General features: G+C 63.8%; 13 protein-coding genes. 7 read left to right on the forward strand and 6 right to left on the reverse strand.

Going from position 1 to position 12,946, the window contains the following annotated elements; translation table 11 throughout:
* Positions 1-237 precede the first annotated feature (237 nt).
* The 6 genes from WC326_15735 to WC326_15760 all read right to left on the reverse strand — a co-directional run bounded on the left by WC326_15735 (position 238) and on the right by WC326_15760 (position 4,384).
* Positions 238-591: a DUF6404 family protein gene (locus tag WC326_15735; protein ID MFA7332519.1), complete on the reverse strand. Its 354-nt coding sequence runs from the start codon at positions 589-591 to the stop codon at positions 238-240.
* A gap of 13 nt (positions 592-604) precedes the next feature.
* Positions 605-961: a hypothetical protein gene (locus WC326_15740; GenBank protein ID MFA7332520.1), complete on the reverse strand. Its 357-nt coding sequence runs from the start codon at positions 959-961 to the stop codon at positions 605-607.
* 624 nt (positions 962-1,585) lie between these two features.
* Positions 1,586-2,188 (reverse strand): outer membrane beta-barrel protein, encoded by a 603-nt coding sequence (locus tag WC326_15745; GenBank protein MFA7332521.1) that lies wholly within the window; start codon positions 2,186-2,188, stop codon positions 1,586-1,588.
* Between the two features lie 10 nt (positions 2,189-2,198).
* Complete coding sequence (locus tag WC326_15750) at positions 2,199-2,708, reverse strand: DoxX family membrane protein (protein ID MFA7332522.1); 510 nt, start codon at positions 2,706-2,708, stop codon at positions 2,199-2,201.
* Positions 2,709-2,723: 15 nt separating this feature from the next.
* A complete protein-coding gene (locus tag WC326_15755) occupies positions 2,724-3,461 on the reverse strand; it encodes a phospholipase D family protein (GenBank protein MFA7332523.1) in 738 nt (245 codons plus the stop codon).
* A gap of 110 nt (positions 3,462-3,571) precedes the next feature.
* A complete protein-coding gene (locus WC326_15760; GenBank protein ID MFA7332524.1) occupies positions 3,572-4,384 on the reverse strand; it encodes a hypothetical protein in 813 nt (270 codons plus the stop codon).
* 651 nt (positions 4,385-5,035) lie between these two features.
* Between WC326_15760 and WC326_15765 the strand changes: the two genes are divergently transcribed.
* The 7 genes from WC326_15765 (at position 5,036) to WC326_15795 (ending at position 12,943) form a co-directional block, all read left to right on the forward strand.
* A complete protein-coding gene (locus WC326_15765) occupies positions 5,036-5,338 on the forward strand; it encodes a 4Fe-4S dicluster domain-containing protein (protein MFA7332525.1) in 303 nt (100 codons plus the stop codon).
* Positions 5,335-6,387 carry a 3-methyl-2-oxobutanoate dehydrogenase subunit VorB gene (locus WC326_15770; protein MFA7332526.1) on the forward strand — a complete coding sequence of 351 codons (1,053 nt, stop codon included), beginning with the start codon at positions 5,335-5,337 and terminating at the stop codon, positions 6,385-6,387. Before WC326_15765 ends, WC326_15770 begins: the two co-directional genes overlap by 4 nt.
* Before the next feature lie 3 nt (positions 6,388-6,390).
* Positions 6,391-7,836 carry a 2-oxoacid:acceptor oxidoreductase family protein gene (locus WC326_15775; GenBank protein MFA7332527.1) on the forward strand — a complete coding sequence of 482 codons (1,446 nt, stop codon included), beginning with the start codon at positions 6,391-6,393 and terminating at the stop codon, positions 7,834-7,836.
* A gap of 81 nt (positions 7,837-7,917) precedes the next feature.
* The gene (locus WC326_15780) at positions 7,918-8,796 is read left to right on the forward strand and encodes a patatin-like phospholipase family protein (protein ID MFA7332528.1); all 879 of its coding nucleotides are present in this window, start codon (positions 7,918-7,920) and stop codon (positions 8,794-8,796) included.
* Positions 8,793-9,134, forward strand: a complete 342-nt coding sequence (locus tag WC326_15785; protein MFA7332529.1) for a phage holin family protein — start codon at positions 8,793-8,795, stop codon at positions 9,132-9,134. Before WC326_15780 ends, WC326_15785 begins: the two co-directional genes overlap by 4 nt.
* On the forward strand, positions 9,131-11,611 hold the full coding sequence (gene glgP / locus WC326_15790; GenBank protein MFA7332530.1) for an alpha-glucan family phosphorylase: 2,481 nt from the start codon (positions 9,131-9,133) through the stop codon (positions 11,609-11,611). The genes WC326_15785 and glgP overlap by 4 nt, the downstream gene beginning before the upstream one ends.
* 9 nt (positions 11,612-11,620) lie before the next feature.
* A complete protein-coding gene (locus tag WC326_15795; protein ID MFA7332531.1) occupies positions 11,621-12,943 on the forward strand; it encodes a M18 family aminopeptidase in 1,323 nt (440 codons plus the stop codon).
* The last annotated feature ends 3 nt before the right edge of the window (positions 12,944-12,946 follow it).

Below are 12,946 nucleotides of genomic sequence, written 5' to 3' on the forward strand. Positions count from 1 at the left end.
CCAGAATGCCTGACGAAACTAGTCTGAAGTCCACAGTGCCTGGCACCGGTCTGGCACCGGTCTGGCACCGACCTGGCACCGGCCTGGCACCGGCCTGGCACCGGTCTGGCACCGGCCTGGCACCGGTCTGGCACCGGCCTGGCACCGGTCTGGCACTGGTCTGGCACCAGCCTGGCACCGGCCTGGCACCGGCCTGGCACCGGTCTGGCACCGGCCTGGCACCGATTTCGCCCGGATTTAGTCGGGGTAGTTTTCCCAGGTGGGAAGGTGCAGATTGCGTGCCTTCCGCCGGTTAATGAAGGCCATGGTCAGGCCAAAGAGCACGCCGGCGAGAAGGGCCTGGAGCGCCACCTGGAGCACGCCGCCCTGGATCAATGGGCCGCGGACGAGCCAAGGAAAAGCAAACATGAAGGCGGCGAAGTAGCCGCCGGAGGACAGGAACCAGTGCCGGAAGGACAGGAACTGGGGCGGGCGCAAGTTCCAGCCTATCCGCCAGGCCAGTCTGCACATGGGCGGGGCCGCACTGGCCGGGTTCAAGCCACGGGACTCCAGGTCCCGGCGGAAGTGCTCGACTTTCTCGGCGTGGGTCATGGTTTATCTCCCTTCACGCCCGGCGCAGCCAGGCCTCCGCTTGGTCGCGATCCCCGGTGACCAGCAGCTGGGCACCGTGGCTCTGGGCGGCTTCCTCGGTGAAGCGCGTGATCTGCGCCTGGGGAAAGAGGATCGCCACGCGCAGGGCGTCGCCCAACTGCTCGGCGAACTTGACGCCCAGCAGGTGGCGCTGGAAGGTGGTCTCCGGCGGCGTGACCTGCAGCGCGTCAATCAGGATGCGGGAATGTCCCGCTTGGCGCGCGCGCGTCACCAGCGCGGCCAGTTGGGGCTCGAAGTCCTTCATCTTGAAAGGTCCGCGGGCCACGGCCAGCAGGTGATCCGTCTCGTTCTGAAACTGCAAATCCAGCATATGAACGGTCCTTCGCCTGGGGGCTTATCAATGCTTGTCTTGTCAGCAGGTCCGGCGTGAATGCGGACCCCTGCGCGGCACACGTGAATCGACCTCACGAACCAGCTGCGCTGCGTGTTCCTTTCGCGCTGACGCGCCATGTTTCCCGCTTTCTTTTCGCGGAAAAGAAAGCGGGACCAAAGAAAAGGCTCGGGCAAAGCAGGCGCGAGGGCGCGCCTGGCACCTCTCCGATCAGGTCCAACTCTTCGGCCTCGGCACCCATGTTTCCCGCTTTCTTTTCGCGGAAAAGAAAGCGGGACCAAAGAAAAGGCTCATGCAAAGCAGGCGCGAGGGCGCGCCTGGCACCTCTCCGATCAGTTCCAACTCTTCGGCCTCGGCGCGCGCGTACTGACCATCGGCGCATGGGAATGCGCCGACGGTCAGTGGCGACGCGCTATCGAGGCCGAAAACAGGGTCTTGATTCAATGATGGATCGCTGCGCCTGTGCTGGGTTTGGCTCGTGCGAAGCGACGTCGATTGCTGTCTTCGTCCCTTTTTTTCTCTGTGTCTCTGTGTCTCTGTGTCTCTGTGTCTCTGTGGTCTTGCTTCTCGCTGCAAGCCGACGGTCGGTGCAGCGGCTGCGGGCTACTTGCCTAGGTAGTAGCGCAGCATGATGTAGGGGTTCAGGCCTTGGAACTCGTAGGACTGATCCTCGCCGTCGCCTTCGTAGTGATCGTACTGCCAGCGGATCTCGCTGCCCAGCGACAGGCCGCCGTCGAAGCGGTACTCGGCTCCCAACGTGGGGCTGAAGCTCAGCGCGGTGGACTTGACCACACCGGGGATGTACTCGTAGTTCGACTCCTCGCGGTACCACGAGTAGCCTGCCCGGATGCCCAGCAGCCAATTGATCCGCTCCTGCGGCTGCTTGACGAACAAGCCCACACCTAGGCTTAGTTGGCGCGTCTCTTCCCACTCTTCCCACTCTGCCGAATGGACGCCCCCGTACTCGCGCCGCAGGCGGCGGTAGTTGACGAAGGGTTCCACAAAGGCCGTCGGACTGAGGTGGAAGGGCAGGTAGAGACCGCCACCGCTGGTGCCGCCGGGAGAGCCGAGGTCCAGGAAGCTTTTCACATCGATGCCGATGCCCCAGTGCGGCGTGAACTCCGCCGCCGGGCTCGCCGGAGCCTCGGCCGCGGGCAGGTGGGGACAGACGGCGCAGATCAGCAGGGCCAGGGATCGTGCGGACATGGGGTCTCCTTTAGGAAGTGGCGCGTCCGTCCGGATCCTCCGGCACCGGGCGCGCGCTGATCCGGCCGCCGCGGACGGTGGCGCCGATGACCAGGCCGGCGGTGATCAGCACGAGATTCTTGATGATGTACTGTCCTTCCAGCGTGGGCGCGAAAGGCACCAGCGTGAAACATTCGGCCGGAAAGAGGAAGAGCGGCGTGACGGTGCCCAGCATCTGCAGCCAGAGCAGGAAGAGCGTGGCTCGCAGGTAGAGGCCGGACAAGAGCCCCACGCCGATGGCGCACTCCCAGACCGCCAGCATGAACACGGCCGCCTTGGGCGTCAGCAGCCCGAAGGAGAGGATCCCGATGGTGTTGCCGGCCAGGCTCTGCGCCGGGCTGAGTCCCGGGAAAAACTTGAGCGCCCCGAACCACAGAAACACCAGCCCCAAACTGAGCCGGAGCAACCGGATCCCGTGCCGCGCCATCCAGGCCGCCAGGGTGGCGTCGAGGTGATTGAGTCTCGGCGATGGACCGATCATGGATGCCTCGAATTGTCAGCGCTTTGCTTTGAAGCAGGCATAACAGACTGGTTTATTCATCGTAGATTTGTTCGGTTTTCCACATGAGTGACAAACCTTTTCCTCGAAATCAGGATTAGAATAGTAACTCCAGCTTCTATAGTGTTCGATGCAATATGGCTTTTCCGGTGAAAGGTTGATACTGGAGCTGCACCTTATACAAAAACCGTTAGTATTTGGTGCCGATTTTGCTTCCATTGGCTTTGAAGCGGGGAATTTCGGGAATTTCTTCTCGGCCGGCTGTGAGTTCACTGACCTAAGACCCGGCTCTATGACTTTCGTGATCCATTCTCTCAATTCATTATGCAAAGTTCCAGCCGGAACATATAATCCAAGCTCGGTGCTAGCTTCAAATGACCCATCTACTAGATTTGCAGAAGTAACAATTCCATAGTCGTTTTCAAACCAGTAAAGTTTTGCATGAAGTCGGTGGAATGCAAATAAGTTGAGCCCATGAGAAATTGCCTCAGAAAGACCTTGCTTAGCTGGAGCCAGTTGCTCTGGCTCGTCTCTTACAACAACATTCACCGTTGCCTTTCTTTTGCAAGCCTCAGAAATCGCTCGTCTAATCGTACTTAACTTTTCTATCGTCAGATAGGGAGTTATTATCCATGCGCTTTTGTTCTCATCGAGTTGGCTGATTGATTGAAGCAATGCATCTTCTATTTCTCGTGTTTCAAGTATGATAGGGACTTTTCCGATTCCCATTAACATCTCTTGACTCCTTTTATGATGACTTGTCGACAACTAATGCGTTCGTCTTGATTGAAAACGCTGTGACAGGCGCAAAGTCGGCTGTAAGCAATGTTGTACGCGAAAATCCGCTAAGTAAGATAGCCCTCATTGAAGTTACATATTGCATCAATGTGTTTGATTAGAAGATCGATTTGCTCATTCAATGAGTCTCTTAATTTGTCTCTCGGATAAAATTGACGGTATCTTAATATCGCATCCTCGATTTTCCTTAACGCATCTATTTTGTCATTGCCAATACTATTAAAGTAAAAATTCACAAGATGTGCTGATTTCTCCTCTGGAATCTCAGATATTACTATTGTTTGCGCAATTGTTGTAACTGAATCCATTATTTGTCTCGTAAATGCGATTACATTATAAAGTTGATTATTGACTATATAAATAAATGGCCGCAACTCTTTAACATAACTTTCTGCATTCTCCCTATCTTGATTTTCCACCAAAGTTTTTTCTGCGTCTTTAAAGGCCGTGAAAGTTTCGTCCAAAAATATTATTGCGTTCCTTCCTGTGTAGATTTTTCCATCTCGCTTATCTATTACACTTAAGCATTCAATCGCAAGATTAAATTGAGTAACCTGAGTGGTTATTATATTAATTGTCGATGTTATGCTCTGTTGAATTCTATCAGTTTTCACTTTTTCCCACTGCCTGCTAATTTCATTTCTTTGAAGGTTCAAGGTTGTATAAATTAAGAGTACACCTGCCAATGCCCAAAGCGGACCAACAATTCCGCCGACAAATCCTCCATAATGACCTGAATCAACTAAATTAATATAATCAGTCGAAAACGAATAACTATGTGATAGTTGCCATAGAGAAATCCCGATTACTAAAAATCCAATAACAATTGAAATTCTTGCAAGAGTCATCGATAATCGCATCATTCCCTCATTGAGCTTGTATGCCGCCTATGCGCATATCAAATTAGGCCAACACAACGCCAGTTCTTGCTAGCATTCCGGTAACGCGACGCTCCCGCCAATCCAGAAGACGCGTCTGCCGGCTCGCCCAAGAGAGCAAAACCCGCCCCGCGCCGCAAGGAAAAAATGCAGGTGTGCTGAATATGGGCGGAATGTGAACGAGGGCGGCGACGTGGAGCGGCCTTGTGTTAGCAAACCAGCTGTGGCGCAGTTCCTGCTGTGCCTCTGGGTCTCTGTGGTTCAAGGCCAGAAGAAACAGCACGCCCCCATCCCGACCTTCCCCCGCCTCGGCAGGGGAAGGAGTCCCGCACAGCCCTTTGAGTCTTCGAGTCTTGGTGATACCCGGACTCAAGGCAAGCGCCAGCTGACACGCCCGGCGAAGAGGGCACTTGCACGAGCCATGGGATCCCAGCTTTCGCTGGGATGACAGACGAGCTGGGATGACAGGCACAGAGAACACAGCCGGGCGCAGCCCCTCTCGACCGGCTCTTTTTTGAACTATCAAAGCCCATGTGTTACTCTCGTAACACGGTGCGCTGGAGGTCCTTTCCCCCCAATCCGACAGGGGGCCGGACCGGCCAACACGCCGCCATCCAAGCTGCGAGGCGCTTCATGACTACACACATACTGGACAAAGCCACCGTCGCGGTGAAGCCCGAACTCTGCAAGGGGTGCGGGCTCTGCATCGCCAGCTGTCCGACGGAGGTGCTCAGCTTCCATGAGCACTTCAACACCAAGGGGTACCACTATGCCATGTACTCGGGCGAAGGCTGCACGGGCTGCGGCATCTGCTTCTACGCCTGCCCCGAGCCCGAGGCGATCCTGGTCTGGAAGAAGGGCGCGCCCGTGCCCGACGGCTTCCAGGTCAAGGAGTACGAGGTGAGCGGCGTGCTGCCGCGGGAGGAGGAAGCGTGAGCAAGATCCTCATGAAGGGCAACGACGCCGTGTTGCGCGCGGCCATCCTGGCCGGTTGCCGCCAATACTTCGGGTATCCCATCACGCCGGCCAGCGAGATCGCCGAGTCCGCCGCGTACTACATGCCGCGCGCGGGCGGCACCTTCATCCAGGCCGAGTCCGAGGTCGCCGCCATCAACATGGTCTACGGCGCGGCCGGGGCCGGCGGACGCGTGCTCACCGCCAGCAGCTCGCCGGGCATCAGCCTGAAGCAGGAAGGCGTCTCCTACGCCGCCGGCGCCGAGCTGCCCTGTGTGATCATCAACGTCAACCGGGCGGGACCCGGGCTGGGCAACATCGCGCCCGAGCAGTCCGACTATAACCAGCTCTGCAAGGGCGGCGGCCACGGCAACTACAAGACCCCCGTGCTGGCCCCCAACTGCGTGCAGGAGTTCGTGGACCTGGTGCGCAAGGCCTTCGAACTGGCCGAGGACTACCGCACGCCCGTCTATCTGCTGGCGGACGGCGTCATCGGCCAGATGATGGAGCCGGTGGAGTTCCCCGAGCCCGTGATGGAGCTGCCGCGCAAGGACTGGGCGCTCTACGCGGACAAGGAGTCCAAGCACAACCTGATCTCGTCCATCCAGCTCGAGCCCAACGACCTGGAGGCCCTGAACGTCCACCTGCAGGAGAAGTACGCGCGCCTGCAGGCGAAGGAAGTCATGGTGGAAGAGTACCGCACCGAGGACGCCGAGTACGTGTTCACGGGCTTCGGCATCGTCAGCCGCATCCTGCGCAGCGCCGTGGACGAGCTGCGCAAGCAGGGCCTGAAGGTCGGCCTGATCCGGCCCATCTCGCTCGTGCCCTTCCCGGAGAAAGAACTGGCCGCCCTGGCCGACCGGGTGAAGAGCTTCCTCTGCGTGGAGCTGAACAACGGCCAGATGCTCCAGGACGTCAAGCTGGCCATCCAGTGCCGCCGCCCCGTGCACTTCTACAACCGCATGGGTGGCAACATCCCCACCACCGATGAGGTCGTCCAGGCGGCCCTGTCCTGCTTCAAGGAGGCCTGAGCCATGGCCACGAACAAGATCCTCAGCAAGCCCGACGCCTTCTACGAGAACTTCGAGCGCAGCGCCAACGCCGACAAGAAGACCACGCACTACTGTCCGGGCTGCGGCCACGGCCACGTGCACAAGATCATGGCCGAAGCCCTGCGCGACTTCGAGGTGGCCGACCACAGCGTGCTGGTCAGCCCCGTCGGCTGCAGCGTGTTCGCCTACTACTACTTCGACGTGGGCAACATCCAGGCCGCCCACGGCCGCGCGCCGGCGGTGGCCACGGGCATCAAGCGCACGCACCCGCACAGCATCGTGATGAGCTACCAGGGCGACGGCGACCTGGCCGCCATCGGCACCAGCGAGATCATCCACGCCGCCAACCGCGGCGAGCACATCACGGTCATCTTCATCAACAACGCGATCTATGGCATGACGGGCGGCCAGATGGCGCCCACCACGCTGATCGACCAGAAGAGCAGCACCAGCCCCTACGGCCGCAACTCCGAGAACGAGGGCTTCCCGATCCACGTGGCCGAGCTGCTCAACAGCCTGCAGGCGCCGGTGTTCATCGAGCGCACCAGCCTGCACACGCCCCAGCACATCAACCGCACGCGCAAGGCGATCCGCCGGGCCCTGCAGGCGCAGATCGACAAGAAGGGCTTCACCTTCGTGGAAGTGCTGAGCCCCTGCCCCAGCGGCTGGAAGCTCAATCCCGTCGACAGCATGAAGTGGATCGAAGAGAACATGCTGAAGAACTTCCCGCTGGGGAATCTGCGCGACCGCATCGACGAGACGCCCGCGCGCGAGCGCGTGACCATCGAATTGACCCGCGACATGCTGCTCAAGAAGCTGGACCTGCTGCAGCCCGAGAGCCACGTGCCCGCGCGGACCACGGTGGAGGAGCGCTTCCAGGATCCGGAGATTCTGGCGGCGGGTTTCGGCGGCCAGGGCATCATGCTGCTGGGCGTGGCCGTGGCCGAGGCCGGCATGCGCGAAGGCTACCAGTCCAGCTGGATCCCGGCCTACGGTCCGGAGATGCGCGGCGGGACGGCCAACTGCTCGGTGCGCGTCAGCGAGCGCGAGATCGGCAGCCCGATGGTCCACAACCCGGACATCCTGCTGGCCTTCAACCGGCCCAGCCTGGAGAAATTCGAGGCCGATGCGCGGCCGGGCGGCGTGATCTTCTACGACAGTTCCCTGATCGACATTGTGCCCGCTCGGACGGATTGCGACATTGTGCCCATTCCGTTCACCAAGCTGGCCGATGAGCTGGGCAACACGCGCATCGCCAACATGGTGGCCTTCGGCGCCCTGGTGGGCTACACCAACCTGCTGAACCTGGAGACCTGCCTGGAGGCGCTGCACACCGTGGTGAAGCGGCGCAACCTGGTGGAGTTGAATCAACAGGCGGTGCGCAAGGGCTTCGAAGTGGGACAGGAGATGCGCCGGCAGGCCCGCTGACGCGCATCCACGGGGTTCGAGCTTGAGACTGGAGCGGGCATCCTGACGAGGGATGCCCGCTCTTTCACGAGGTGGAGGAGCATGAAGCACGAGGCGCGCTTCGGACTGGTCCTGGGCGGGGGCGGCGTGCGCTGCCTGAGCCACCTGGGCATGGCCGAGGAGCTGCTCGCCGCCGGGTTGGCGCCGGACCTGATCGCCAGCTCCTCCACGGGCAGCCTGATCGGCCTGCTGCTCGCGGCGGGCATTCCGCCCAGCCGGGTGCGCGAGGCGCTCTTCCGGCGCGAGCAGCGCCTGGCCTGGCTGAAGCCCAGCTGGCAGCGGGGCGGGCTGGCCTCGCCGGCGGCCATCCTGCGCCTGCTGGACCGCTTCGCCCTGCCCGAGAATCTGGAAGACCTGCCCATCCCCCTGCACATCGTGGTCACCGACCTGGAGGAGGGCCGCCAACTGGTGCTGTCCTCCGGCCCCTGCCGCGAGGCCGTGCTGGCCTCGGCCGCGCTGCCGGGAATCTACCCGCCCGTGATGATCCGCGGCCACCTCTGCGGGGACGGCGGGATCATCAACAACGTGCCCGCCGACGTCTGCCGCGAGCTGGTGGGGCCGCGGGGCGTCGTGCTCACCAGCAGCCTGGAGATGAACCACGTGATGCCCGAGGCGCTGCTGCGCCACGTGCCGCAGGTGGTCTACCGCAGCATCTACCTGCCGCTGCTCAACCAGCGGCTCCGCAATCAGACCCTGCACAGCGACCTCGTGCTGCAGCCCTTCTCGGACCACCCGCTCTGCTTCAGCCGCTGGCGCGAGATCGTGCGCTTCTACTCGCTGGGCGCCATGGCCGATCTGCACGAGCGCGGGCGGCACCACATGGGCCGCGCCCTGCCTGAATTGCAGGCCCTGCTGGCCCGCGCGGCCGCCGAGGCCGAGGTCGAGGCCGCGGCCCGGCGCGTGGAGGAGTCCGCCTCATGATCCGCCGGCTGGCCGTGACCTTCTTCGGCCTGCTGGTCGTGCTCCAGGTGGGGCCGGGCGTCCACTCGGACTCCGTGCTGCACACGGTGGTGGCCGCGCTGGTGCTCAGCCTGATCAACCTGACCTTCAAACCCGTGCTGCTGCTGCTGACCCTGCCGGTCAACCTGCTCAGCCTGGGTCTCTTCACCCTCGTGATCAACGGATTCTGCCTGGGCATCACGGCCTGGCTGGTGGACGGCTTCCGTCTCACCGGAGTGGGCAGCGCCCTGCTGGGCGCCCTGCTGCTCTCGCTGGTCACCCTGATCGTCAACGCCCTCCTCAGCCGGGAGACCCGATGAATCTGCGCGACACCCTGTTGGATCTGGCCAGCGACCTGCTCTGGAGCTGGAAACCCTGGTACCGCGAGTTCCTGGCCGGTCTGGATCCCGCCGCCTTCCAGCGGCACGAGAATCCCGTCCGCCTGGTGCGCGAACTGCCCGACGAGCGGCTCAAGGCCCTCGAGAAGGACAAGAGCTTCCAGGCCGCCCTGAAGGAGCTGGCGGCGCGCCGGGAGGCCGAGCACGCCAAGGCCCGCGCCCGCTGCCCCGAGGGGCTGCGCGGCCGCCAGGTGGCCTACTTCTCCGCCGAGTTCGGGATCCACAACAGCCTGCCCATCTACAGCGGCGGCCTGGGCGTGCTCTCGGGCGACCACATCAAGAGCGCGCACGACCTGGGCCTGCCCTTCACGGGCATCGGCCTGATGTACCGCCAGGGCTACTTCGGCCAGCGCATCGACGCCGCCGGCGTGCAGCACGCGGACATGGAGCTGATGAACCTGGAGCACCTGCCCATGCGCCGGACCGTCGGGCCGGATGACCGGCCGCTGGAGATCGGCGTGGACCTGCCGGGCCGCGAGCTGCGCCTGCTGGTCTGGGAGGTGCAGGTGGGGATCGCCCGCCTGCTGCTGCTGGACAGCGACTGCGAGCGCAACGCGCCCGCCGACCGCGGCCTGACCTGGCAGCTCTACGGCGGGGACCGTGACACACGGCTGGCCCAGGAGATCATCCTGGGCATCGGCGGCGTGCGCGCCCTGCGCGCCCTGGGCGTGCAGCCGGACGTCTGGCACATGAACGAGGGGCACAGCGCTTTCCTGGCCGTGGAGCGCCTGCGCGAGCACCTGGCCGCCGGGCTGGACTTCGACACCGCCGTGGAAGCCACGGCCTCGTCGACCATCTTCACCACGCACACGCCGGTGCCGGCGGGCAACGAGGCCTTCCTGCTGCCGCGCCTGCACCGCTACTTCCACGAGTTCTGCTCCAAGGGCGGGATCGACTTCCACCGCCTGCTGGAGCTGGGCACGGAGACCGACGCCACGGGCTACAAGATCTTCAGCCTGACGGCGCTGGCCGTGCGGCTCTCGCGCTTCGCCAACGGCGTCTCCATGCTGCACGGCGACGTGAGCCGCCAGATGTGGTACCACCTCTGGCACCAGGTGCCCATCGACGAGACGCCCATCGGCCACGTGACCAACGGCATCCACACGGCCTCCTGGGTGGCGCCGGGCTTCCGCCGGCTCTACGAGGAGCGGCTGGGCGGGGACTGGGAGGAGAAGCTGCTGCAGCCCGAGGCCTGGGAGGCCCTGCGCGCCGTGCCCACGGGCGAGGTCTGGCAGCGCCACCAGGACCTGAAGGCCGCGCTGGTGGAGGAGATCCGCCGCAACCTGACCCAGCGCCTGAGCCAGCCCGGCCTGCCGCTGGAGCGCGTCCTGCAGCGCATCGACCCGCATTCGCTGTTCATCTGCTTCGCGCGGCGCTTCGCCACCTACAAGCGCGCCGTGCTGATCTTCGACGACCTGGAGCGGCTGGACCGGATCGTCAACCATCCCAGCCACCCGGTGACGCTGATTTTCGCGGGCAAGGCCCACCCGGCGGACCACCCGGGCCAGGCGCTGATCCGCCGCGTGCACGAGATCTCCCTGCTGGAGCGCTTCCAGGGCCGGGTCATCCTGCTGGAGGGCTACAGCCTGGCGCTGGCGCGCTTCCTGGTGCAGGGCGCGGACGTCTGGCTGAACAACCCGCGCCGGCCCTTGGAGGCCTCGGGCACCAGCGGCCAGAAGGTCTGCCCCAACGGCGGGCTCAACCTGTCCATCCTGGACGGCTGGTGGGTGGAGGGCTCCAACGGGAGCAACGGCTGGAACATCGGGCGCGACGTGGACTACGGCGACGAGAAGATCCAGGACTACTACGACGTGCGCAGCCTCTACGAGCTGCTGGAGGAGCGCGTGGTGCCGCTGTTCTACGAGCGCGACTCCCAGGGCCTGCCCGTGGGCTGGGTGGACCGCATGAAGGACAGCCTGATCTCGTGCACGGCCCGCTTCAGCACCAGCCGGATGGTCAACGACTACGTGGTGCAGAGCTACATCCCGGCCGCCAGCAAGCACCAGCGCGCCCGGGAGAACGACTGGCAGGCCGTGCGCGATTTCGTGCAGTACAAGCGCAGCCTGCTCAAGCGCTGGTATCACATGACGGACACCTGGCTGCGCGCGCGCCGGGAGAACGAGTGCGTGGACGTGGACGCCGGCCTGTATCTGGGCCTGCTGAAGCCCTCCGAGGTCAAGGTCGAGCTCTTCATGCGCGAGAACGGGAAGATCCGCACCGTGGAGATCCCGCTGGTGGGGCCGGGCGAGGACGACGGGGTCTGGAACTACCACCTCTACTTCTGCGACCCCACCCTGCGCAAGAGCGAGCTGAAGTTGCGCGTGCTGCCGCGCCACGCCTGGCTGGACGGGGACATGGAGATGGGCATGTGCTACTGGTTCCACCAGAAAGTCGAGTAGGAGCGCCTGATGAGCATCGAGGAGACCCTGCGGCACGAGCGCCTGACCGATCTGCTGGACTATCTGGACGCCTCCCCCAGCCCCTGGCACGCGGTGGCCGAGGCCGCCCTGCGGCTGGAGACGGCGGGCTTCCAGCGCCTGCTGGAGGAGGAGGCCTGGCGCCTGGAGCCGGGCCAGGGCTACTACCTGACTCGCGGCGGCAGCGCGCTCTGCGCCTTCGTGGCGGGCACGGCCCCGCTGGAGGAGAAGGGCTTCCAGCTGGTGGGCGCCCACACGGACTCCCCCTGCCTGCGCGTGAAGCCCCAGGGCGAACATGTCAAGGGCGGGCTGGTGCGGCTGGGCGTGGAGATCTACGGCGGGCCGATCCTGGCCACCTGGACCGACCGCGAGCTGGGCCTGGCCGGCCGCCTGGTCCTGCGGGACGGCGGCGGTCTGCGCGAGCGGCCCATCAAGCTGGAGCGCCCGCTACTGCGGCTGAGCAACCCGGCCATCCACCTGAACCGCGAGGTGAACAGCAAGGGCCTGATCCTCGACAAGCAGGAGGAACTGCCCCTGCTGCTGGCCCAGGCGGAGGCCGGCCTGCCCGAGGGCCGCCTGCTGCTGGAGCTGCTGGCCGCCGAGGCCGAGGTGGAGCCGGGGGAGATCCTGGGCTTCGATCTGTGCAGCTGGGACCTGCAGCCCGCCTGTTTCTGGGGGGCCGGCGAGGAGTTCATCGCCTCGGGCCGGCTGGACAACCTGGCCATGTGTCACGCCGGGCTGGCGGCCCTGCTGCTGGCCACGGACGAGGGCGAGGTGCCGGAGCACACGCCCGTGCTCGTGCTCTTCGACCACGAAGAGGTGGGCAGCCAGAGCCCCACGGGCGCCGACGGGAGCCTGCTGCCGGACCTGCTGGAGCGCATTCACGCCGCGCGCGGCGGCGGGCGGGAGTCCTTCCTGCGCGCCTGCAACCGCAGCTTCCTGGTCAGCGCGGACATGGCCCACGCCCTGCATCCCAGCTACCTGCGCTGGTACGAGCCGCAGCACCACGTCTTCCTCAACCAGGGGCCGGTGATCAAGCTCAATAGCAACCTGCGCTACGCCACCGACGGCGCGAGCCAGGCCCGCTTCCAGCTCATCTGCGAGAAGGCCGAAGTGCCCGTGCAGCGCTACATCCACCGCACGGACCTGCCCTGCGGCACGACCATCGGGCCGATGGCCTCCGCCCGGCTGGGGATTCGCACCGTGGACGTGGGCAACCCCATGCACTCCATGCACAGCGTGCGGGAGAGCGCGGGCGCCCGGGATCCCGAGCTGATGACCCGCGCGCTCTCGACCTTCTTCCAGGGAGCCTGAGCG

It is taken from the genome of Candidatus Delongbacteria bacterium (assembly GCA_041675285.1).
Taxonomy (GTDB): Bacteria; CAIWAD01; CAIWAD01; order CAIWAD01; family CAIWAD01; genus CAIWAD01.